This window comes from Flavobacterium fluviatile (assembly GCF_010645065.1).
Lineage (GTDB): Bacteria > Bacteroidota > Bacteroidia > Flavobacteriales > Flavobacteriaceae > Flavobacterium > Flavobacterium fluviatile.
Genome location: NZ_JAADZW010000001.1, coordinates 111,765 through 137,233 on the forward strand (window position 1 = coordinate 111,765; position 25,469 = coordinate 137,233).

A 25,469-nucleotide genomic window follows, 5' to 3' on the forward strand; every position below is an offset into this window, starting at 1 on the left:
TTACTATTTTGAATGTAGTAATTTCTGTATTGGGAAGTCAAAATAAATACAATTTGTAGCAATGTGATTAAGAACTAGGTCTGCAGATTGTGTTTGTTTATAACTATTATGGATTGAAAACAATAAATTATAAAAATATAATGAAAAAATACAGTTCAATTTTAAGATTGATTGCAGCTATTTTGTGCATGCAAGTACTTTATAGTTTTACTGCCAAAGATACCGTGTTAAAAAATGATGCGATTGCTAATGACGTTGTTGTGGAAAATGATTTTCTAAAGGTGACTGTTGACCAAAAAACCGGAAGTTTTTCTGTTTTAGAAAAAAAATCGGGACAATTATGGCAATCAGATCCTTGGGAAAATGCTGCAGGTTTATTGACCTTAAAGGATGCTTCTGGAAAACAACAAACGATTAATATTTCCAATTCAAAAAGTATTATCGTAGCCAAAAATGGAAATACGATTAGTATTGAATTTTCCAATCCCGTTCTAGAAAATTCTAAAGTAGCAGAGGGTGTAAGTATCGCAACAGAATTGCGTTTAGCAGCTGCTTCAGGAACTTTAGCGGTAGAGGTGAAATCGTTTAAATCGGGAAGTTTCAAACTCATTGATTTACGCTATCCCGCGAGAGGTTTTAGTTTAGAGACCGATGTCGATAAAGGAGCAGCGGTAATTCCAGAAAAACAAGGGGTAATCTGTCCTTCCTACATTTTTCCGATGAATGGGGGAACTTTTTGCCAGTGGGACGATGCCACCTATTATAATAAATCAATGGGCAAGTTGGAGTTGTTCAATAATGGCACCGGGTTAACAATGCCGTGGTGGGGAACGTACAATGAAAAATCGGCAGTAATTGGAATTTTAGACGAATCTACTCGTCCGGATATGTTTTATAATATTAATAACAATGGTCAGTATTTATTTAATCCAGAGGGGAAAATGTCACCTTACGAACGATTGGCCTATTTAGATCCGATTTGGGATTTTAATAAAACAGAAGAGAAAAAAATCATCACTTACACTTTTATTCCAAATGGAGATTATGTAGACATGGCAAAAGTGTACCGAAAAGAAGCTATTAAAAGAGGATATTTTGTCTCCTTAAAAGACAAAGCAAAAAGAGATCCAGATGTAAATAAATTGCCAGGTGCCATTTATATGGGGGTTTATGGTGGATACCCACATTATGTTAATATGAAAGGAATGGCTTTTACTTTTGATGAATTACAAGGAATCATCAAAACAACCCATGACGAATTGAAGGTAGACAATGCGTTTTTTCATGCTTGGGGTGTTTTTTCCAATTTTGTACCAAATTGCTGGCCGATTAACGAAAAGTTAGGTGGAGAACCAAAACTGAGAGCCGCAGTAGATTTGACAAAAAAATTCGGCTATTTGTACTCCTCTTACCATGCGTATTCAGCAACCTTAGAGAACGATCCAGAGTTTAATACCGCTTTGTTCGCTAAAGATGACAAGGGAAAACTTAAAAATACAGGAAGCCGTTGGGATAATATTGACCCGAACAAACAAGTTGGTTTGGCGCAAAAGAACTTAGGAAAAGAAATTGAGGCTTTAGGATTAGAGGCCGACATTACTGATATTTCTTTTGCTACTTTTCCAGAAGGTGATAACAAAGGTTTATTTGATTTAGCGAAATATATCGATTCTTTAAATTTGGTAAATGGAACGGAACACGGGCAACAGCAGTGGATTCCGTACTTTGACATGTTTGAAGGGTTGACCTATTTGCCAAATTATAATTTGGTACAAATTTCACACAGAGCGCCACTTTTTAACTTGGTGTTTCACGATGCTATTGCGGTTTTTGGAAAAATTCAAGATCCAGATAACCAAATTTCAATCAATGGTGATTTTAGAGTAAAATCCTTGCGAAACATGCTTTTTGGTTTGGGAACAACTATTTTCTTTTCTCCTTACGAATTTGATGGAATGAAAGACATGATTAAAATGGCCAATAAAGTAGTGAGTCCCGTAAATCGTGAAACCTTCTTTGCAGAATTACAATCACACGAATATTTAAGTCCAGATTTTAACTTACAAAGATCAAAATTTGCTTCGGGCACCGAAGTATTAGTTAATCTAGGCCCTGTACAACAAACCACGCCAGGTGGTGTAACCGTACCTGCTTTTGGTTATAAAGTAACCTACAGTAATGGGAAAACCGCCGAAGGAAGTTTTCAAGTGACGGTAAAATAATTCTAAAGAATAACCAATTATTAACCCGTATTTTATGTGCATTGCTGTTGTGATACTCCGCGACGGTCTACATATGAACTATGTAAAAAACAGCTTATGAAATTAAATTACTTACATGTTTTACAATGGTCTTTTGTTGTTTGTTGTGCACTTTCGATTTCCGCACAAAACAATCCAATGTCGGATCCTACCAATGCTTCAGGATGGGTATTTTGCGATCTTTTGAGTGACGAATTTAACGGCACTAGCTTAGACAAAAATAAATGGTGGATTCTTGGCGAAAATGGCGATTACCGTAGTAAGTGGAAAGGTCGTGCGCCTGGACAATTTGCCCCTCAAAATGTAAAAGTAGAAAATGGCAACCTCATTTTGTCTTCACAATGGGAGCCTAATTTTACTTTTTTAAATGAATCGCAAGACGGAACTCCTTACGGAGGAGTCAATAAAAGCCATCCAATTACTCAAGCGGCCATTATAAGTGAGCGCTTTTTTAAATACGGTTATATGGAAATCAGGTGCAAATTAGCCGAAGCCCCAGTAACAGGAGCATTTTGGACAACAGGTTACCATTCTGAAATTGATATGGTCGAAAATTATGGAAAACGTCCAATTGGAAATCCAAAAAATAGACCAGAAAGTCTAGAGCGTAAATACAGAACCAATTTAATCAATTGGGATTCTGAAAGTATTAGCGTTAATGACCCGATAAAAGTAGAAACTGATGTGAACGTGCGTGTCGCTAGTGACTATTACGTGTATGGTTTTGAATGGGATAAAGACTATGTGAAAATCTTTTTCAACGGTGTAGAGATTAATCGTTTTACAAGAGCTGAATTAGAGGTAAAAGACCAATGGAAATATATGTACCCTCAAGAGTTATGGTTGGATACCGAAGTTTTTGAATGGTATGGCTTACCAGCTATGGCTGATTTAAACGTTCCCGCTGAGTTTAAAATTGACTATGTACGCATTTGGCAAAAAGAAAAAAACGCACAAGATTTCAATGCACTCGGTTTTGAAGGCCCTTTTTATTATCAGGGAAGAAGTTCCAACTGGTACGCTAACAATACGCATCCGTGGAAAATGAAAAATGATAAAGCAGCAACAGGAGATTTGAGTCTACGCTTTAAAAATACAACTCCTTTGCCAGCAACTTTTACCTATACTATGTACTCGCCTTATGGTGTATTAAATCTGCCCACAGGAGACAATGAAATTAAAATGAAAATTTGGATTGATCCCAATACAGCAGTAAATAATTTAAGAGTGATTTTAAGAAATCCGTTCAAAATAATGGATATTGATATTTCAGGGGTACAAAAAGGAAAATGGGTTGAAATCTCAAAAGGCTTTACTCGAAATGTTGCTTCCGATTTAAGCATCACCAACGGAGATCGTCTAGAGATACAATTGCGAAATACAGATGTAGTAGGAAGCAATGCTTTGTTGTATATTGATGATATTTCGTTTCAAAAAGTCAACTTAGGACTAAAGACCTCAGAAATAGAAAAAACATCTTTTAAAGTGTTTCCAAATCCCGCAAACGAGAGTGTAACTGTAGTTTCTTCAGAAAACGGAACCGTAACCATTTTTAATATGTTAGGTGTTGCCGTAAAGAAAGTAACAAAAAACACGCAATCGCAAGTAATCTCCGTGGCCGATTTAAACAAAGGAATGTATTTAATTTCCATTCATTCCAACACAAAAACATTGGCAACACAAAAACTTATTATAGAGTAAAGTACTTTGTTTTTTGATGATAAATCCCCTAATTAGCTTTTTGCTTTTTCGGGGATTTTTTTTGTTGGTTTATCACGGACTGAAAGTCCATAGATTTGGTTGGGCAGACTGAAAGGCTGCAGTGTTGGAATATAATTTAACAGCAGATTCGCAAATTTTTCTACTTATAAATTTTTTAAAATCTACGAATCTGCGGTGTGGAAATTTTTTGAAGCAAAAGCGAGATGCACTGAAAGTGCATAGTTTTAAACTCTATTTGAGACCCATAAATAAGTTTTTATGAGGGGAGAGAAAGGGTTTGTGTCAAAAGATTGTCAATCTCAATCAGATAAATAAAAAAATCAATACTGTATACTCGTAGATAAAAGTATCTAGTTAAAGTTAAGAGAAATTGACTTCAATAATAAGGATAATCCGCCTCACTCGACTTCAATTATCTGCAATACAACGCCAACTCAGAAACTAAAAAAAGCCAAAAAGAATAGCTCTTTTTGGCTTTTTAACTAAATAAAAACTAAAAATCAATACCCTGGATTTTGGATTAGGGCAGGAGCTTTTTGGATTTCTGTAAGCGGAATAGGTAAGTAGTATTGTTTGACATCAAAAGGTTTGGTGATGACGGTAACTTCTGTAAAAGAAAGTGCACCAGTAGCATCTTTTTTCCAGTTCAGTCCTTTAATAGGAAATCCTAAATGCGACTCATTCATCCAGCGGCGTTCATCAAAGAAACTGTGGCCTTCAAAACAAAGTTCAACGCGTCTTTCTCTTTTTATCGCTTCTAGTAATGCTGGACCAGTTGCTGTAATAATTGGTTGTAAAGCTCTAGTTGACACTTTATTTAAATAAGTACGTGCGGTACCTTCATCTCCTAGCTGATACAAAGCTTCGGCATAATTCAAGTATATTTCTGCTAAACCATACAAAACATAGGGTCTTTTAGGTGAAATACCCCCCGCAACAGGCACAGACTCATCTTGAAATTTACGAATGTTATAACCTGTTTTTGAAGAATGCTCCGTGTTTCCTAAACCTTTTGGCGAATCCAATCCATGTGGATAAATAGTAGGATTGTCCGATAAAAAATATTGTACGTCACGACCTCGATAGGGTGCTCCATTGTATAGTAAATCAGCATAGTATCTCATTTCGCGATTATCATTTGGTCTTGTGGCATTAAAAGTACTACCAGAAGTTGTTGTTCCATCGGCCATATTAAATTCTAATGTAAAATTATGAGTAGGAGAGGATAGTGCCCACCCACCATAACCACTAGGAGCTTGTGTTAAATCCCATAAAGAGTTTGCATCGGTTCCGTATTCATAATATTGTGAACCATATGGTCTTGCGAAAAGCATGTCTGCATTGGGAGACAAATATAATTTTTGGTAAGCCGTAGCATTGGCTACCGGAATTAAAGCGCGTCCTCCCACTAGGTCTACTACTACTTTTGCGGCATCAGCAGCGTCTTGCCATTTGGTAGCTTTTGTATAGACGAACAGAGGATCATTTTTGGGAGCAGAAGCAGCATCGTGCAGTTTACTTGCAGCGTACAGTAAAGTACGTGATTTTACAGCTAATGCCGCTAATCGTGTAGCACGACCAAATTCGGCATCAGGTCGTGTCAGTGGCAATACAGCGGCAGATTCATCCAATTCCTTTACGATGAAAGCTACACATTCATTATAAGTATTTCTTTTAATATTGAAGTCATCATTTAACTCATAAGCATGATCCATTAGAGGCACTCCTCCAAAAAACTTAATCAATTTACTGTAACAGTTAGCTCTCAGAAAGCGCATTTCTGCTTTAAGTATATTCACTTTTGAAGGATCTTTTTGCATGGCTTCACTGTTGTCTATTCGATCCAAAAACTCATTAGAGAGACGGATGTAATGAAAATAATTGTTCCACTTGGCGCCAAGCATTCCAGCATTACTAGAAGTCCAACCTGCTTGTTCTCGGAATAAATCTAAATTTTGAAAGTTAAACTTTGATTCGAAGGAAGCGTTTTCAATATTAAACCGAATGCCCCACCATTCGTTTCTGTTTACTGCCCAACTTTCGGTACTGTTATACACATTAAAAAGTAATTTCTCTACTTGTGCGGGATCAGAATATATAAGATCTTCTCCAAAGGCATTCGATGCTTCTGTATCTAATACATCGCTACAGCTCATCATAGAAAATAAGCTTATGATACCAAAGATATATACTAATTTTATTTTTTTCATTTTACTAAATTTATTTAGATTATTAAATTAAAAAGTCACGTATCACCTTTCGTTACATTAGAAGTTAATATTGAATCCCATCGAAACTGATTTTAAAGAAGGATAGGTACTTTCTCTGAAGTTATTATATCCAGTTGCTTCAGGATCAAGTCCTAAATCATAAATATCAGAAAACATAGTCAATAAGTTAAATCCTCTTACAAATAGTTTTAAATCTCCAAATTTCATTTGATCCTTTGAAAAAGTATATCCCAATTCTACTTCTTTAAGTCGTACAAACGAAGCATCTCTGTAGTAAAGATCGGCTCCTTCAAACCCAGCATTTAGTGTATTGGTAAAAGGACTTTGCTGACCGCTGTATTTATCACCTTGTGCAAAAGCTCTTGGGTAAGTCGCATTAGGATTGTCTGGTGTCCATCTGTCAGTAAATACAAATTCTGGCTTAGCACCCGCTTGATCAAAGAAAACTAAAGTTTTGGCTTTGGCTTGTCCTTGAAAAAGAAAGTTAAAGTCGAATCCTTTGTAGTTCACCCCACCACTGAGACCGAACTGTATTTGAGGAACATTGGATGAAAATAGGCGTACTCTATCGTTAGAATCTATTTTTCCGTCTTTATTCGTATCTATATAATAAGGTTCACCCGGAACGGTACCAGCTAATTTTGCTGGAGCATTGTCTACTTCTTCCTGGCTTTTAAAAAGACCGTTGGTTGGATAGGTGATATAAGAATCTAATGGGTGCCCTTCTCTTTTGAGTCCCTCTGGCACATCTGCTGCCTCAGCCATGTAAACCACCTTGTTTTTGGCTTGTGTAAAATTTCCTCCTATATTATATCCAACAGCACCTATTTTATCTGCCCATGCTAATTGAAATTCATACCCATAATTATCGACCTTTCCTAAATTTTGTTGTGGTAGGTTAAGACCAACGGCATCAGGTATAGCAGCCGCTTTGGTTATCAATATATCTTTTCTTTTTTGATAAAAATAATTAGCATCTCCAGTTAATCTATTATCAAAAAGGCTAAAGTTTAAACCAATGTTACGCATAAAGGCTTTTTCCCATGTAATATCGGGATTCGGAACATTGGAACTCACGTATCCATTGTTTCGTATTCCAGATGTTCCTAAAATATAGTAGTTAGGCTGTGGAACATTGGTATTACCGCCATAATTGTAACTGGTTTGGTATTGAAAACCTTCAATTTGATCGTTACCCATTTGAGCAGCAGAGGCACGTAATCGCAAGGAATTAATCCATGTTAGGTTTTGCATGAAATTTTCATTGTTTATAGCCCATGACAAAGCCACCCCTGGAAAAGATCCGAACTGCTTTCCGGGACCAAAATTACTAGATCCATCACGACGGAAAGTCACATCTACATAATATTTTTTGGCGTAGTCATAAGAAAGTGAACCAAAATAGTTTACTCTTCCCCATTCTGCCGAGGATCCGCTAGATATTTGCCCGCTGTCGCTACCAGCAAATAATTCGGCATGATCCTTACTAGGAAACCCTGTGCGTTGCGCCCAAAAAGTTCGTTGTTTAGAGGTAATTTGTTCAGCGCCAATAAAACTGTTAATAGAATGTTTCTCGCCAATTACAGTAGTGTAATGTAAAGTGGAGTTCAGCATCACTTCATCAAACTTCCAAAAACTCTCACGCAATATGTTTTGATTACCTTGTTGAGAAAAACCAGTTGATGCCACATATTGCCCACTTGATGGAATATATTGGTAAACGGTCCAAGGTGTGTACCAATTTTTTATGTCATTACTCATCTTACGAATTCCTGCATATCCTTTGATCGACAAGCCTTTGGTAATTTTATGTAAATCCCAATCATACGAAAAACGGCCTCTAAGATTATTGTCGGTTTGTGTCACAAAGCCTGATTCGGAACTAGACATTATTGCTGGGTTAGATCCATTTTCTCCTCCCCAAGCCACCAATCCATTTGGATAAATACCTACTTGCGTAGGTTCATTGGTATAAATATGTTTGTAAATATATCCTAGATCAACACCTGGCTGGTTGTTCACTCCAAATCTTCCATTTAAATCGACACCAAGTTTAAAATCATCTCCAATCTTAATATCTAAATTAGAACGGATTTGGTTTTGCTTAAAATTAACGTCTCCCGACTTAAACATTCCAACCTGATCCATGTTGTCTGCACTAACAAAATAGTTAACTGTTTCCGAACCTCCCGAAAGATTTACTGCTGTTCTGCGTAAAGGTGAATTTTGTGCAAAAGTTAAATCGGCCCAATTGGTATTTGGATAATTTAATGGATCGTTTCCAGCAGCATATCTGTCAATATCTTCTTGTGTATATTTCGGAGCTGTTCCATTTCTTTCGGCTATCTCGTTATTATAAATTGCATATTGTTCTGAAGACATAAATTTTGTTTTAACAGAAAAAGAGGATAGACTGTATGTAGATGAAATATTTATTTTGGTTTTGCCCGTTTTCCCTCTTTTAGTGGTAATTAATATTACCCCGTTAGCAGCTCTTGCTCCATATATGGCTGCAGCACCATCTTTTAAAATAGACATCGATTCGATATCTTGAGGTGCTAGATAAGAAAAGTCGCTGGAATAAATACCATCAATAATGATTAAAGGTGAATTGTTTCCAAGCGTAGATTTTCCTCTAATTAATAGCGTCATATTACCCGTCTGACCTGGATAGCCGCCACGATCTACAACAATTAAACCTGGCACTTTTCCAGAAAGTGATTTAGCCACATCGTTATTACTTGTATTCTGTAGTTCCTTAGAATTTAGCGTACTAATTGAGCCGGTAACCTCTCCCTTTTTTTTGGCGGTATAACCTACAACTACAACTTCATCAAGCGCTGCAGATGATTCCTCAAGTACAATTGGCATTGTAATATTGGCAACAGCTACTTCTTTTGTTTTGAATCCAATATAACTAAATACTAGTATGGCATTATGATCTTTAACAGTCAGTGTGAATTTTCCATCAAAATCTGTAGTGGTGCCACTGGTGGTTCCTTTAATATTTACGTTTACCCCAGGTAGAGGACCAACTCCATCGGTTACTTGACCGGATATTTGTTTTTCAATTGCTAGTACTGTGGAGGTGTCCATACCTATGGCAATTGTAGAAGCATGCATTTGAAATAGAGAAATTACAAAGATTAGTGATGTTAATTTCCATTTTTTATCAAATTTGGACAATAAAAGGGTATGACCCTTCATATGAGAGCGATTTTTCATATTTTTGCTTTGATTTTTTTGGTTAAAAGTTTCTTTTAATCATTAATTAAACCCGATCGGGAAATGTGCCAGCATTTTCCGATTTTTTATTTAATGTGACTAGTGGCTTGTTTTTTTACTGCATAGTTTTTTTTTAAGATTAATAATAATAAAGTATCATACAAATGAACTAAATCAATACAATGGAATAGTACTTCATTTTACCTTTCGTAAGCATTTTTTTACCATATTTTTAAATTTGATAATTTTTAAGTCGTTTCCTATAGAAATTAATAATTTATATATCAGTAGAAATTGTATTTGATAGCAATAATAATGTAACAAATAGTAGTTCTTTTTAATAAATAGCATATATAGTTATTAGTTTTTATAATAATTGCATTTTTAAAGTATTCAGTTCCCTCTTTAATATTATTGTCAATTTAAAATTCTTTGGAAAGGTTTTGACCAAGTTTATTTTAACCTTGAAGATTTCCATTACCACCCTATAATTGTGTTACAAGACTGATGGGCGTAGGAAAATTAAAAATTAATTTTTGTATTTTAATTAGTCCTACTTATAAGGAATTTCCATTTTTCAGTTTAAAATTACAGCGTCAAAATATCTTTTTTCTGGAAAGGTAAAATAGTGCTACTATCGGGTAATTTTATTAAAAGTACTTTACTACTATTTTATTTTATTTGTAGAAATAATTAATGATTTTTTAACATATAATAATTTATCAGAACTATTTCTACTGATAATTAATTTTAAAAGCAACTTCACTATCGTTGAAAATTTAGAATAGAAGTTGCAATCTATTTAGATAAAAAAGTTTGCTTTAATCAATTAAAACTAAATAATAACTAAACTTTAAAAAATGAAAATGAGAAAAATGGACAAATCGAAAAGGAAAGGGTTAGGCTTTTCGTGGATCTTACTTCTTTTGCTTTTGTTTACTTTGGGAACCTATGCTCAGGAAATAACGGTTAAAGGAACGGTGATAGGTGCTGATGATAAAATTCCCATTCCAGGAGTGAATGTGCAAGTTAAAGGAACATCAAAAGTTGAAAGTACAGATTTTGATGGTAATTATAGTATAACGGCAAAGGTTGGGGACTTATTGATCTTTAGTAGTATCGGAATGAAGACAAAAAATATTAACGTACAAGGTTCTACACTCAATGTATCTTTAAATGTTGCTTCACAGGAATTAAATGAAGTTGTAGTAATTGGTTATGGAACAACTACTAAAAAAGAACTTACAGGAGCAGTTGGAAGTGTAAAAGCCTCTGATATAGAAAACCAAATTACGTCTGATTTAGGAAATGCGTTACAAGGTCAAATTGCTGGGGTAAACGTAACAAATTCTTCTGTGCCAGGAGCGTCTTCAGAAATTCTGATAAGAGGAATAACTTCGATTTCGGGTTCAAATACCCCCCTATATGTGGTAGATGGCATTCCACAAGAAGGTGATCCAAGAATAAGTCCAAATGAAGTAGAAAGTATTGATGTATTGAAGGATGCGGCTTCAGCGGCTATTTATGGTACTCGTGGAGCGTCTGGTGTTATTTTGATAACTACTAAAAAAGGCAAATCTGGTGCAATGTCGGTTCGTATGGACGGAAGTTATGGTTTTGAGCGTATTGGAGATGGTCAACCTTTGTTAAATGCTGTCGATCAAACCTATATGAATATGGTACAAGATAGAAACCTAAACGGAAGCAAGGATGATGTTATCAATATTGGTCCTTTAACTGAAAATCCAGATCGTTTTCAGTACGATACTGATTTGTCGTCTTTATTATTTATTGATGATGCTTCCACACAAAACTATACTTTGAATGTTAGTGGTGGTGATAAAAACTTAAAATATTCATTTGTCGGGGGTTTTTTTGATAGAAAAGGTATTATTTACAAATCTGGTTTTCAACGATTCAATACCAGAGCCAATGTAAACTTCAAAAAGGATAAATGGACGGTAGATATTGGAGGAGGTATGACTTCTGAACTTAACAATAGAGGTGCGGCAAATACCGTGAACCAATTGATTCGTTACCAACCTACGCAAAGTTTATTAGATGTAAGTGCTGACAATGTTGATTCTTATGGAGGTGACGATTTTAATACAAATGTTTCCATTTTGAACAGTTTAAATATAACCGATGTCCAAAAGTCTACTAGAGCTTTTACGAATCTTTCGTTAGGCTATCAAATATTCAAAGGTTTGGATTTCAGTACACGTGTAGGTCTGAACGAATACAATAGTACACGCAAAATATTTCGTCCTACACAATCTGTTTATGATGCTACAAGACAAGAGTACTACGAACAACCAAGCTCAATTTCTCAGGATGCAGCAAGACGTGTTGCAATTACATGGGATGCATCTTTAACGTACCAAAAAACCATTTTAGATGCTCATAAGTTTACATTTACTGCTGCTGTCTCAAGAGAGTCGTATGAGAATGAAGAATTTCAGGTGTCAAAAGCTGATATATCAGACAATAATATCGATGTCATTAATAGTGCTACAGGCGTAGCCAGTGCACAATCAGGTTTTGATTATAAGACTAGGTTGGCAGGTTATATTGCCAGATTACAATATGATTATAAAGGGCGATATTTACTAAGTTCAAGTATTAGGAGAGACGGTTCGTCTCGTTTTGCTGAACAAAATCGATGGGGTATGTTTCCTTCGTTCTCGTTAGGATGGAACGTTTCTGAAGAAAAATTTTGGGAACCAATTAAAGGAGTCGTGAGTAACTTTAAACTTAGATTTAGTAGTGGTACGGTAGGGAATCAAAACTTTAGGGATTATTTTTATTCGACCTCTATTTACCGTGGTATTGATTATTCGTTTGGCCCATCTTCTTTAAGTGGTGGTGCTATACAAACTTCCATTGGAAATACCGATGTAAAATGGGAAACCTCTCAACAAAATAATATTGGTTTTGATCTGGCTTTCTTAAAAAGCAAATTAACAATTACAGGGGAATATTATAGGACAAATAAAGAGGATATGTTATTTAATCTTACATTACCTCCTTCTGTAGGGTTGGATGATACTTCTAGTGGTTTTTTACCAAATTCAACGCGACCACTATACAATTCTAATCAAGTAGTTTTGAATATTGGAAATATGGTTAATAGTGGATATGAGCTTGCGATCGGTTATCGAGACAATATTGGTAAATTAAAATATAGAATGAACGGTACTTTTAGTACGAACGAAAACAAAGTAACTAAAATTATTGATGGTTTAGACAAGCCTATTCTAACTAATGATTCAGGTATAATTCCGGGTCCAGCGAATGCATTAACACAAATTACGGCTATTGCAAAGGGTTATGAGGCTGGAGCATTCTTTGTATTTACTACAGATGGAATTGTAGATACACCAGAAAAATTGGCAGCTTATAAAAAATTAGATCCAAATGCACAGATGGGAGACTTAATTTATAAAGATAATGATGGTGACGGAACTGTGCGTTCTTCTGGAGATAGAGTTTATGCAGGAAGTGGTCTTCCAAAGTACGAAATAGGATACAGTTTAAATCTTGATTACCGTAATTTTGACTTTTCAATGAACATTTATTCAGCAATTGGTCATGAAATTGTAAATGGAGCTAGAGCTACAGCTTTAGGGTACGGAAGAGGACAAGAACTATTAGATAGTTACTCCGATGTAAATCCAACAGGATCGCTTCCAGCATATAGAGGAATATATTCTGCACATCCAAATTATACTCCAAATACCGATTTGTATATCGAAGACGGTTCTTATATGAGAATCCGTAATTTAACCTTAGGGTATAGTTTATCTAAAAAAGTGACTTCGGCGATGGGAATAGACCGCTTCAGGCTTTACTTTACAGGGCAAAACCTATTCACCTTTACTAAATATACAGGTTATGATCCTGAAGTTGGAGGAAATGTAAATTCAAGAGGATTAGATAAAGGGAATTATCCATTATCAAAAATGTACTCGTTGGGATTAAACTTTAATTTTTAATTTATGATTATGAAACGATTTATTTATAAATATACTTCAATAGTTTTGGCTGTCGGGTTTTTGAATTCCTGTAGTCCAGATTTAACAGAAACAAACCCAAATTATACCGATTCAAGTAATTATTGGAATAATTTGACAGAAACAAACAAAGGGCTTACGTCGGCATACGCTACATTATTATCACAGTTTGTGCTCAATATGAGAGAAGAGGCTGTACGTTCTGATATGGGTTGGTACTCTACAGTACGACCTACACCTTTTCCAACCACAGATTTAGGGTACACATTTTGGTATCAAACCTATGGTAATGATAATCAGTTTATTGAGCGTCATTGGGCAGCTTGCTACAGAGGAACCTTTAGAGCCAATCAAGTTATTGAGGCATTAGAAAAAATTAAGGCTTCGTCTGACAATGAAAAATGGACACAACAAATGGCAGAAGCACGTTTTTTAAGAGGTCTTTTCCATTTTTACTTGCATACCTCTTTTAACAAAGGAAGAATAATTATTGATGATCATACGCCTGTTACAAATGAAGATTTTTTTAGATCAACTTCTTCCTCCGATGCTGTTTTAGCCTTTTTTAGAGCAGATCTTAAGTACGCCTATGACAATTTACCACCAACAAGAACTCCCGAAGAGTTGGGAAGGGCTACCAAAGGTGCTGCTGCTACACTTTTAGGAACTAGTTATTTGTACCAAGAAGAATATGAAGCTGCTAAAGTTTACCTAAATGATGTCATTACCAATTCTGCTTACAAATATTCTCTTGTAACGGATATGAGTAAATTATTTACTACAGCGGGTGAGTTTAATGCCGAATCTATTTTTGAGATAAATTTTGACGCCAAGCTGCGTCCCGATTTAGGACAGTTTGATGAGGAAATTTTAACAACAAGAGCGGCATTTTTGTGTTTTTCTCAAAATCTTTGTGTAACTCCACCGGCTTGGGTAGCGTATGCGTACAAAACAGAACCTATGGATCCTAAAGATTCTAGAAATCATTTAGTACCTACTAACCTTACGTCTCCATTGCGTAATGTTCCTTTAAGAGCTTCTGCAATGATCACTTTACCAGAAGATTTACAAACTCCTGTTTATTTAGCACCTAACGTACTCGAAGCAAATCCTGCATTGCCAATGGGTGCAGTAAATGCTACAGCTAGTATTAGAATTTTTGGTTTTTACAAGAAATATACCAACCACGATCTTTATACTGGCGAAGGTGCTAATCCTGATGGTGCGCAGAAATCTTCTAAAAATATTACTTTGAATAGGTTGGCGGAAGTTTATTTGATGCAAGCGGAATGTTATGCCAAAACAGGTAATGTTCAAGGAGCTTTAGATCTAATTAATAAAGTACGTGCCCGCTGGGGATTAGTTTTATATGGTACTTCTGGTGAATACGGCTCAGCACGTACCTACGATGGAATTGCCTATACCGCCGACATGGTAATGAATAAATTAATGTATGTTGATCGTCCGTTAGAGTTGTCTTTGGAAGGGCATGCTTTACGTTTTACAGATTTACGAAGATGGGGAATTGTAAAATCAAATTTTGAACGATTAGCAACGGATAATTATTATGCTGAAGATTACAAGTTTGTAAATTCAAAAGGAACTACGATTACCAAATATAGAATTTCGGTTGTAAAAACTCCAGGGACAATGCCAAGTTCATTAGTTCCAAATGAATTTGCGATCCCTGCTCAAAATTTTGTAGAAGGTGTTAGTGAATATTTACCAATACCAAGTAACGAGGTGGCAAGAAATCCGAATCTAACTAAATAATTTAAAAATAGTAAAAAATGAAAAAAATAATAATTATAGTTTTATTCATAGGCGTGTGGTGTACTAGTTGCCAACCCGATGATATTCCGGTTCCTACTTATTCGGATGTAACATGGTACGGTAGTGCTCCACTAAAAGCCAATGTTAATACCAATATTGCTGCGGGTAAAGTAATTTCAATTTATGATTTGTCGCAAGGTGCCTTATCTCATGAGTGGGAAATAAAAGAAGGAAGTTATTTTTTGAAAGATGGTTTTAAAAATGTTTCTGTCGCTCCTTATCCCGATTTGACGGAGTTTATAGATGATTCTAAAGGACTAGTTACCGATGATAAAACAGTTTTTGTTTATTTTCCAGTTGTTGGAACGTATACGGTTACCTTGCGAAATACTTTCAGAGAAAAAGTAGTTTACAACGGAACAGTTCCTATTGAAGCTGTGCAGCAACCCGACGGCACATGGTTGTTTGAACAGTCCTTTACAATAGTAGTTTTTTAGTAAAATATATTCATTATTATAAAGGTTTGCAGTCGAGCGTATTATGCGTGAGACTGCAACCTTTTTTTTGTTTTAAATTTTCATATCCTGCATTTTATTACAACATTATTATATGAAAATATCAATGAATAGGAGTACTTTGATTTGACATTAAAATTCTTGGGAAAACATATTTAACGTCTCGACCATGATTGTTCAAACACCTTTTTAATTAAAATCTTAAAATGTGATTTTTGAGATCAAATCAATTGCTTGATATTTTTATTGCAGCATGATCTTAAGATAATTTTTCATGTTTTTTGCTCTTAATTAGAGTTCAAAACAATAAATTACTATTTAAAATATAAAAAAAACTCGCTCTGTTTGTAGAGCGAGTTAAATTAAAAGCAGCTGTTTTTCTGGTCTAAAAAGTGATATTAATTTTTTATGAATTTTCTAGTAGAAACACCATTTTTAGAAGTCAATTTGGCAAAATAAACACCCCCGCTTAACGAGGATACATTCATTTGATTGCTTTCGTTCTTTTGGATTAAAACCAATTTCCCTAAAATATTAAATATTTCTACCTTTTCTAAAGGCTCCTCAGTAGAAACAAACAAGGTCTCATGTACAGGATTTGGAAACATTGTAAACTCAAAAGCATTATACTTTGCTGTTCCTAGCGAAGGGTTGTTCGTAGTACCAAATTCTATTTTGTTTACGAAAATATTATTGATGTTATAATCTGTACCTGCCATTCCTTGAAAAGGGTTAAAGGTGTAGAAGAATAAATAAGCACCAGTGCTACCAGTTAAAGCACTATAAATAGTAGTATTAATACCAATTGAAGAACCAACAGCAGAAGTTTCGTTGGATGCCAAGTTTTTTAATCTTGATTTAACAACGGTGGATGCTGCATCTGTCCCTATGGTAATTTCCATCAGTACTTCGTACACATCTTTAGCGGCCTGACTAATGGCGGGATTAGTACTAAATCCTCCAGCTCCTTGATAGCCTAAAGACACTTCATTTCCCGCTGCATTTGATGATTTAAGAATAACACCATCTCTGTTCGTATTGTTGGAACCCGTTACAGCGTTTGTAGCTTGAAAGGCCATTAAAACAAACGATTCTGCCTCCATAAAAGCTTCTGAATTTTGACCTAATTGTATTTGTGCTTTAACGCTAACGATTTGGCCTACTGCAGCATTTTTTATGGCTGTATTTAAAGAAGCTACTTTGTAATTGGCTTTTAATATTCCGATACGGTTATTACTACCGTTTGCATACCACGATTGGGAATTCCAATCAGCATGATTATTTAGATCGGTTTGTACATTTGCTTCATCATAACTAGGATCAGTAAAGTCTATGGTCGTGATTTGCGCGTTAGCAAGAGTTGAAAAAGCGATAAACGCTAGTAAACTAAGATAATTTTTTTTCATAATTTATTGTTTTTTTATTTGTTTATGCTAATTTAAGGCATGCTTATATCGACATATTACTATAAATTACCCTTGACCTTGTTTATTTTAACATGTTTGATATTTTTAAGCTGATTTTTTATTTAAAAAGTATTTTTAAAAGCAAATTTTATATTTATTGAAATTATAAACTTATAAGATATTAATGCTTGTTCATTAAGATAGTTAATAGGTATACAATAACTAGTTCGTTATTTAAGGAATGAATAATTATTAGTTTTTAATTATTCATGCTAAAAAATTATTGCATGAGTATTTTTGATGCAATTGTAATTTGATTTGGTGCTAGATTAGCGTTTTTTAAGAAATTATGTTAAGATAATGTATGCGGAAGGTAAGATGTATCTGGTAGTTAAGGAAAGTTTTAGTTTCTTTTGTAATGCTATTAGCTATAAAAAAAGTGAAGCGAAATTTAAATTAATTATTTATGAACTACACATTTAGTCATATAGGGATTCCTACTACGGAGGAAAAAGAATGGGATGGCTTTTACGAAGCAGGCAAAATTCATTTTACTGATTTTGCCAAAGATCAATACGGTATAGAATGGGTTAAGTTTGATGCAGATAGTCCCATGCCCGAACTGTTGCGTACTATACCGCACGTCGCATATATTGTAAACAATATAAACGATGCATTGCTAGATAAAGAACTTTTGGTTCCTGTTTTTTCACCCTCAGAAGGTGTTAAAGTTGCCTTTATAACTCATAATGGCGCACCAGTCGAGTTTATGGAAGTCGCCATGTAAACACTTATTAATATGAATTTATACAAAAATAAGAACTTCTTTTTGTTGACTTTTAGCATATGTTCATGGAGTTTGATACTAAATGGTCAGACAAAACTGGATAGAAAAGTGATTCCTTTTTCTGATCCTACGAACAAAGGAAATTGGGTACTAAATACAGCGGTTAGTGACGAATTTGATGAAGCAAAGCTAGACGAAAACCGTTGGTATGTTGTTGGAAAATTCGAAAACGGAAAACCAGTTTACAAACATCCCGATTATCCTAATAAAAAGGTATGGATTGGTAGAGCTCCTTCTCAGTTTTCGGGAAATAATTACCGTTTAGAAGATGGAAAATTAATCTTAGAGACCAAATGGGAACCCAATTTTCCATTTAGTGAAGAACTAGGTAAACCGTGGGGAAAGGATGAAACGAAAAACAAATTCGAAAATATTACTACGGCTTGCCTGATAGGTAGAAAATTTTTTAAGTACGGATACATGGAAATCAAAAGTAAAGCAGCTGATGCGGAAATTACAAGTGCTTTTTGGGCCATGGGTACAGGTGTAGAGTTGGATATATTTGAACATTTTGGAGATCATCGTCAGAAAACAAAATTAGATCTGGATCGTGAATTATGGTGGTCAATTCACGATTGGACACTTAAGAAAGCCAATAATAGCGTCTATACCGAACATCATGATTTAGGTTTTCGAGTTGCAGATGAATTTCATATTTATGGAATGGAATGGGATGAGAATGGAATCAAATATTTTGTTGATGGAAAATTGTTTAGTGAAGCATCAAAGGTGAAGATCAATAAATGGGCAAAATCAAAAGGTTTTGATGAAGGCTATGTAGTAACCAAGCCTTTATCCATTTGGTTGGATCAGGAAACTTTCCCTTGGCATGGTGTTCCAGACTCCAAAGAAGATTTAGAACTGAACAGTCCATCTGGAAAAAAAGATGATGGAATAGTCGATTTTGAAATTGAGTATGTACGTGTATGGCAAAAAAAATAAAAATAAAAACTATTTAACTAAACCCTAAAATTTACTGAATTATGAAAAAAATATTTTTGGCGTTTGCGATTTTGATTGGAGTTGCAAATTCTTATTCGCAAAATGTGCCAGCAAATCAACAAAAAAAAGTGAGCTATTTTGTTAAAGCAGCGACAGATGAATTCGATTTAAATCGAAGCCAACAGAAAAAATTATTAAAAGCAAGAGAAGATTATATTAATAAATATATCAACTTAATGCAGGATTATAAAAAGAACGCTGTTTCAGAAGAGTACAAGAATACACAACAAAATGAGTTAAGCAAAATATTTGTCCAAGAATTAACCGAGATTTCCAAGAGGCAACCTGGTGAAATTCAGCTTTTCTTGGATCGAATGAGAGAAGAACTTAAAAATGTTTAAATCTAAATATAGCTTCATAAATACCGCTTTCGTTCAAAATATAGAAACATCTTGATGGAATGATCGCTATAATTAGTAAAGAAAATAAATTATATGTATAAAAAAGCCAATGTGATGAGGAAACTTTTTCCAGCAATCTTATTGCTTGGAACTGTCACAGGATTTTCTCAGATTGATAAAAGCAATAAAACCAGACCTAATATACTGGTGATTTTATGTGACGACTTAGGCTACGCAGATGTCGGGTTTAATGGCGCAACAGACATTATAACTCCAGAACTGGATAAATTAGCCAAAGAAGGAACTATTTTTTCTTCTGCTTATGTAGCTCACCCATTTTGTGGTCCAAGTAGAGCTGCTTTGTTAACGGGTAGATACCCACATGAATTTGGTTCACAGTTTAATTTGCCTGCAAACAGCGAGAAAAGTGTGGGCGAGGGAATTCCCTTGAGCGAAACCTTCATGAGTAAAGTTTTGCAAGAATCAGGATATTATACAGGAGCCATTGGAAAATGGCATTTAGGTGCCGTTCCTGCATTTCACCCTAACAAAAGAGGATTTGATGATTTTTTTGGTTTTCTAGGAGGGGGGCATAACTATATTCCAAGTGATTATAGAGCAAAATATGATAAGCAAATTGCAGCTGGCAATAAAAACATTTGGGATTATTTGACTCCCTTAGAGCATAATGGTAAAGATATGTATGAAACAGAATATATAACTGATGCTTTTTCCCGAGAGGCAGTTCGATTTGTTGGAGAAGCATCTAAGAAAGGAACGCCATTTTTCCTTTATTTAGCCTATAATGCACCACACACACCTTTAGAAGCAAAGAAAGAAGATCTTAAAATGTTTGAATCAATTCAAGATAAAGACCGTCGTGCTTATGCAGCTATGGTATACGCAGTTGATAGAGGTGTTGGTAAAATTGTAGCAGCACTTAAAGCTAATAAACAATACGAGAATACGTTGATTATTTTTTTGAGTGACAATGGTGGTAGAAGTGACAAAGGAGCCAATAACTTTCCACTGCAGGGAGATAAAGGCGATGTTCTTGAAGGTGGTTTTAGAGTGCCAATGTTCTTTCATTGGCCGAATCATGTGCCCGCTGGAAAACGTTTTGACTACAATGTTAGCTCACTAGATTTTTATCCAACCTTTACCAATTTAGCGAAAGCAAAAATACCAAACGACAAAAAGATTGAGGGAAAAGATATTCTAAATGATGTAATTACGAATAATAATCCACGTAAAGGTGAAATGATTTTTGCAATGCGTCACCGAGCAGGCTTCTCAGATGTAGGAATTCGTTTAGACCAATGGAAAGCAGTAAAAGCCAAAAAAGCACCTTGGAAACTTTATAATATAACAGAAGATATAGGTGAAACTACCGATTTAAGTAAACAATATCCAGAAGAACTCAAGGAGATGGTTGAAGGCGCTAAAAGGTGGAGCAAAGAACATTCAGAACCAAAATGGTTTGATCCTGAAAGTTTAAGAGAAATTTGGAGTGACCAACATATGGACCAATTTCCAGGTGTTTTTAATTTATCAAAATAACCTATTTTATAAATAATTTGAGGCTGTAATTTAAGAGATTAAAGCCTCTTTTTGTTTTGGTTATAATTGTGTTAACAACAGGTAATTTCTAGCTAATAGTTTTTGTAGCAGTAGTATATATTTGAAAAAAAATCAGATAAAAATGAAATTAAAAAACAATTGTAACAAAGATCATACCAAAAAGTACATTCTTTTAACATTAGTTTTAAGTTTGTTTTCAATATTTGTTGAAGCACAAACAAATGGGGCACGGCCGAATATAATAGTTATCCTAGCAGATGATTTAGGATACGCTGATGTTGGTTTTAATCGTACAGCCGCTTTTCCAGAAGATCTAGGAATAATCAATACGCCCAACATTGATGCTCTTGCCAAGGGAGGAATTATATGTAAAAATGCTCATGTGGCACACCCATTCTGTGGACCAAGTAGGGCAGCTTTACTTACAGGAATGTACCCACACAGAATTGGAGCACAATACAATTTACCAAATGATATAAATACTCCGCTAGGAATTCCCACAACCGAAATATTTTTTTCGAATTTATTACAAGATGCCAACTATACAACCGGAGCGATAGGCAAATGGCATTTGGGTTTTACTGAAGGAAGCTACCAACCATTGGATCGAGGTTTTGATTTTTTCTTCGGATTTTTGGGTGGAGGGAAAAATTATTTTGAATACGATTATGAAGATAATTTTTATAAAAGGTTAGGTGGCAGTAATCCGGTAACAAATGAGTATCAAGATCCATTACAAAGAAACCGAAATTATATTGACCGCACAGAATTTAGTAATGCTGTTAATGACGATTATTTAACTGATGTGCTAACAGATGAAGCAATTGGTTTTATCAATAATGCTACAACTAAATCAGATCCATTTTTCCTTTATTTGGCTTATAACGCACCTCATACACCTTTAGAAGCTCCCGAAGCAGAAATTGCTAAGTTTAAATTGGATAATCCTAATTTTGAAAATTTGGTTCGCAATAGCGCTTATATTACCCAATCTACACAAGTTACCAAAATTACTAATGCAGCAGCACGAGCAGCAAAAATTGAGGAATTTGTGCAGGATCGTATTACGTATGCAACAATGGTAACAAATATGGATACAAATATTGGTCGAATTGTAGCTGAACTAAAAAAGAATCCAAGTCTCTATAATAATACACTCATTGTGTTTTTGAGCGACAATGGTGGTTATACATATAGCAAAGGTGCCGTTAATTATCCTTTAGATGGTTTAAAAGGAAGCGTGCAAGAAGGGGGACATAGAGTACCAATGTTTGTACATTGGCCAAGTAAAATAGCTGCAAATGGCACTTTTGAACATCAAATTAGTTCCCTTGATTTGTATCCAACCCTCGTCAATGTAGCTGGAGCTACTATGGCTGTAAATAAAACAATTGATGGAAAAGATTTTATGGATAAAATGATTAGCGGAGAAGATGTGCGACCAGAGAATCCTTTATACATTATGCGACCACCAAATGGTTTTCACAATGGAGCAATTATACTTGATAAATGGAAAATTACTAAAACCGGCGGAAATGGAAGTTGGCGATTATATGATATAATAAATGATCCTGGAGAAACAACTGATTTAAGAAAAACGGAGCCAAATGCAGAAACTATTATCGCACAAATGTTGGCTAAAGCAGTGGCTTGGGTAAAAGATTTCCAAAATGTAAAACCTGCATGGTTTGATAATGATGATGGAGGAGAGGGACATCCACACGATGCGTTGTGGGCTGATGGAACTTTACCAGCTTATGATAAGCTATTTGAAAGTAGTGAATTATCACTTGGAATAGACGATCTATTAAAAGCAGACTTTAGTGTTTATCCAAATCCTAGTAGCGATTATTTTTACCTAAATTTTAATCAAGCTATTAATCGATTTGAAATTGAAATAGTGACAACAACAGGCTCAGTAATTAAAAAGGAAAAGGGGACTAATGAAAACAAACCGCGGATTAATGTTTCGCAAATACCAGCTGGAACTTATATTCTCAGGATCATGGCTGATGATAAAATTGCGGTTGAAAAAATAATTAAAATATAAATGTATCCCGTATTTAAGGTAGAGCAGATCATGTCAAAGAAATATATAAATGGTATTTTAAAAAAAAATACTTAACTCAAAAAATTACGTACTAGTGGGATTATTGAATATTTTGATATTCAATAATGCAGAAAAAGATTTACTTGCCAAACAATAGGATTTTACTTAGAAATGATGTTTGTTTTGCCTACATTTGATTTAATTTAATAACCAATTTGCTGTTCAAGATGGAGTTTGCAGCGTAAATATTTTTTTTAATAAGTTTTTTGAAATGTATGTGAACTGATTAAAAAATAAATTTTGAAAATAAAATATTTTTTATCCCCGATGAAAGAGAGATTATTTGACTGAAAGCCAACGAATATAAAGCAGAGTACCAACTAAGACGTTTTTTATTTGCGAAATATTTTCCTCAATAGTATAAATTTAGCAAATAACATGCTTAAAAACCGCCATTGGCACAAGATTAGGTAAAAATCAGGTAAATGAAAAATGCCAGATTAGCTAAATTTGCTTTTAACCTAGTGCAGATATATGCTATAAAAACTTGATCTTTTGCAGATCAAAAGACTTTTGCCCTACTGTTATGAATAATTAATTTTAAATGAATCCGATTTTTTTTAACAGAGTAATAACTTCGAATTTATAAATCAATGAAAAATAAGACCTTTTGGATTTTTGTGTTATTATTATCGTCCATAATTTCAATAGCCTACAGTTACACAAGATTTTCAGATAAAGAAGAAAAAACAGTTGCAGAATGTCATGAAACTCCAAGTGCTTTAGAACCTGAATTTAAACCAACTGTTGAGAATAAATTTAAACCAACTGTTAAAGCACCTGAGGGAATGGTTTGGATTCCAGGGGGTGAATTTTCAATGGGAACAAATATAGAAGACGAGAGTCTATGCAATATTAAAGGATTGACAAAAGATGCTTCTCCTATTCATAGAGTGTATGTTGATGGCTACTACATGGATGAAACAGAAGTAACTAATGAGGAATTCGAAAAATTTGTAAAAGCAACCGGTTATGTAACCATTGCTGAACAAAAACCAACAAAAGAGGAGTTTCCTACTGCAAGATTAGAAGATTTAATAGCGGGATCTGCTGTTTTTACTCCTACATCTTCAGCGATTAATCTTAGTGATTTCCTTCAATGGTGGCGTTATAAGCCAGGTGCTGATTGGAGGCATCCGGAAGGTCCTGAAAGCACCATTACAGGAAAAGAAAAATATCCAGTTGTACACGTTGCATATGAAGATGCTGCGGCTTATGCCAAATGGGCAGGAAAAAGACTCCCAACGGAAGCAGAATGGGAATTTGCGGCTCGCGGCGGTAAAACTGGAAATTTATATGCCTGGGGAAATGATTTAAAACCTAAAGGAAAATTTCAGACCAATATTTACCAGGGGAATTTTCCTATTAAAGACGGTGATACTGGGGAAGACGGTTTCAAAGGTATTGCACCAACAGCACAATATGCTCCAAATGCATACGGGCTATATGACATGGCTGGAAATGTTTGGGAATGGGTAAATGATTGGTACAGCGTAGATTATTACAAATCATTAGCAGAAAGTAGTAAAACTGTTAGAAATCCGCAAGGACCAAGCACTTACTATGATCCTAGTGATCCTACAGACATTAAACGAGTTCACCGTGGAGGATCGTTTTTATGCACGGATCAATACTGCACTCGGTATATGGTGGGCACAAGAGGAAAAGGAGAAATCAGGTCTGCTGCCAATCACATTGGTTTTAGATGCGTAAAGGAACTGTAATTAAAACATTATATGAAAATACTTTGTTCACAATATATATAGTGAATTTGTTGCTAATCGGAGATGTTACAAAAGGAGTAACACAACAAATACCTAATTATTAACTTAACATTTCTATGTATGTTTTAGTAATGATTCGAACTTAAGCTTATAATTAACAATTATTCAGTGTCTTGATTTGTACTTTAAATTAAATGCACCGATTCTGCACCCAATTCAAATTAATACTCTGTTTATATTGTTTCTTTCGTTAGCTTTTTATGGCAAAAAAAAGAATCGAGTCCAATTTGGGGATTAGGTATCTTCATCTTTTTTCGTTTAGAAATTTTCTTACTTGAACATATGCGTTTTTCTGTAGAAATTCTAATCTCTTCTGCTTCTTCCAGAGTAACATTCTTTCCTTCGTCGCTAAGCATTTTTTGAGCTTTATTAGCTGTAATTTTTCCTCTATATTTTTCTTCTTCAATTTCCATAAACTTAAATTAATGTTAAGATGAAGGGAATGATTTTTTGTAATATTAATGTTTACAGAGTTTTAAAGATGGTTTGTGTTCTGTAAAGTTAACTTAACTGCACTTACAAACCGCTATTATTTATAGGATAAAGTGGGTTAATAACATCGAAAAGGCTAAAAAAAAAGTTAAAACTTTTGTTTTAACTTTTTTTTAAGAATGACCCTTACTCAACAATTTACAAACCATTTTATGAATGATTTAAA

The 25,469-nt window shown here is 34.6% G+C and carries 15 protein-coding genes; 11 read left to right on the forward strand and 4 right to left on the reverse strand.

Annotated elements, in window-relative coordinates; all coding sequences use genetic code 11:
• Nucleotides 1–140 precede the first annotated feature (140 nt).
• Together GXM17_RS00385 and GXM17_RS00390 are read left to right on the forward strand one after the other, a co-directional pair.
• Nucleotides 141–2,222, forward strand: a complete 2,082-nt coding sequence (locus tag GXM17_RS00385; RefSeq protein WP_244307291.1) for a DUF5696 domain-containing protein — start codon at nt 141–143, stop codon at nt 2,220–2,222.
• Between the two features lie 96 nt (nt 2,223–2,318).
• Nucleotides 2,319–3,962 (forward strand): glycoside hydrolase family 16 protein, encoded by a 1,644-nt coding sequence (locus GXM17_RS00390; RefSeq protein WP_163397321.1) that lies wholly within the window; start codon nt 2,319–2,321, stop codon nt 3,960–3,962.
• 521 nt (nt 3,963–4,483) lie between these two features.
• Here the strand turns inward: GXM17_RS00390 and GXM17_RS00395 are convergent.
• Together GXM17_RS00395 and GXM17_RS00400 are read right to left on the reverse strand one after the other, a co-directional pair.
• Entirely contained in the window at nt 4,484–6,193 is a 1,710-nt protein-coding gene (locus tag GXM17_RS00395; RefSeq protein WP_163397322.1) for a RagB/SusD family nutrient uptake outer membrane protein, read from the reverse strand.
• A 57-nt stretch (nt 6,194–6,250) separates the two neighbouring features.
• A complete protein-coding gene (locus GXM17_RS00400) occupies nt 6,251–9,421 on the reverse strand; it encodes a SusC/RagA family TonB-linked outer membrane protein (protein ID WP_163397323.1) in 3,171 nt (1,056 codons plus the stop codon).
• Between the two features lie 878 nt (nt 9,422–10,299).
• On the opposite strand from GXM17_RS00400, the gene GXM17_RS00405 reads away from it, so the two are divergent.
• The 3 genes from GXM17_RS00405 to GXM17_RS00415 are packed head-to-tail and all read left to right on the forward strand — an operon-like array spanning nt 10,300 to nt 15,722.
• Entirely contained in the window at nt 10,300–13,434 is a 3,135-nt protein-coding gene (locus tag GXM17_RS00405; protein WP_163397324.1) for a SusC/RagA family TonB-linked outer membrane protein, read from the forward strand.
• Nucleotides 13,435–13,443: 9 nt separating this feature from the next.
• On the forward strand, nt 13,444–15,225 hold the full coding sequence (locus tag GXM17_RS00410) for a RagB/SusD family nutrient uptake outer membrane protein (RefSeq protein WP_163397325.1): 1,782 nt from the start codon (nt 13,444–13,446) through the stop codon (nt 15,223–15,225).
• Between the two features lie 17 nt (nt 15,226–15,242).
• Nucleotides 15,243–15,722 (forward strand): hypothetical protein, encoded by a 480-nt coding sequence (locus GXM17_RS00415; protein WP_163397326.1) that lies wholly within the window; start codon nt 15,243–15,245, stop codon nt 15,720–15,722.
• Nucleotides 15,723–16,138: 416 nt separating this feature from the next.
• Here GXM17_RS00415 and GXM17_RS00420 read toward each other — a convergent pair whose 3' ends face one another.
• Nucleotides 16,139–17,146 carry a T9SS type A sorting domain-containing protein gene (locus GXM17_RS00420; RefSeq protein ID WP_163397327.1) on the reverse strand — a complete coding sequence of 336 codons (1,008 nt, stop codon included), beginning with the start codon at nt 17,144–17,146 and terminating at the stop codon, nt 16,139–16,141.
• 466 nt (nt 17,147–17,612) lie between these two features.
• Here GXM17_RS00420 and GXM17_RS00425 point away from each other — a divergent pair, with 466 nt between their 5' ends.
• The 6 genes from GXM17_RS00425 to GXM17_RS00450 all read left to right on the forward strand — a co-directional run bounded on the left by GXM17_RS00425 (nt 17,613) and on the right by GXM17_RS00450 (nt 24,751).
• Nucleotides 17,613–17,933, forward strand: a complete 321-nt coding sequence (locus tag GXM17_RS00425) for a hypothetical protein (protein WP_163397328.1) — start codon at nt 17,613–17,615, stop codon at nt 17,931–17,933.
• 12 nt (nt 17,934–17,945) lie between these two features.
• On the forward strand, nt 17,946–18,935 hold the full coding sequence (locus GXM17_RS00430) for a family 16 glycosylhydrolase (protein ID WP_163397329.1): 990 nt from the start codon (nt 17,946–17,948) through the stop codon (nt 18,933–18,935).
• 41 nt (nt 18,936–18,976) lie between these two features.
• Nucleotides 18,977–19,336, forward strand: coding sequence for a hypothetical protein (locus GXM17_RS00435; RefSeq protein ID WP_163397330.1), 360 nt, complete (start codon nt 18,977–18,979; stop codon nt 19,334–19,336).
• 93 nt (nt 19,337–19,429) lie between these two features.
• The gene (locus GXM17_RS00440) at nt 19,430–20,896 is read left to right on the forward strand and encodes a sulfatase family protein (protein WP_244307292.1); all 1,467 of its coding nucleotides are present in this window, start codon (nt 19,430–19,432) and stop codon (nt 20,894–20,896) included.
• A 142-nt stretch (nt 20,897–21,038) separates the two neighbouring features.
• Nucleotides 21,039–22,967, forward strand: a complete 1,929-nt coding sequence (locus tag GXM17_RS00445) for a sulfatase-like hydrolase/transferase (protein WP_163397331.1) — start codon at nt 21,039–21,041, stop codon at nt 22,965–22,967.
• Between the two features lie 653 nt (nt 22,968–23,620).
• Complete coding sequence (locus GXM17_RS00450) at nt 23,621–24,751, forward strand: formylglycine-generating enzyme family protein (RefSeq protein ID WP_163397332.1); 1,131 nt, start codon at nt 23,621–23,623, stop codon at nt 24,749–24,751.
• A 233-nt stretch (nt 24,752–24,984) separates the two neighbouring features.
• Here the strand turns inward: GXM17_RS00450 and GXM17_RS00455 are convergent, their stop codons facing one another.
• The gene (locus GXM17_RS00455; RefSeq protein WP_163397333.1) at nt 24,985–25,224 is read right to left on the reverse strand and encodes a hypothetical protein; all 240 of its coding nucleotides are present in this window, start codon (nt 25,222–25,224) and stop codon (nt 24,985–24,987) included.
• Nucleotides 25,225–25,469: the final 245 nt, after the last annotated feature.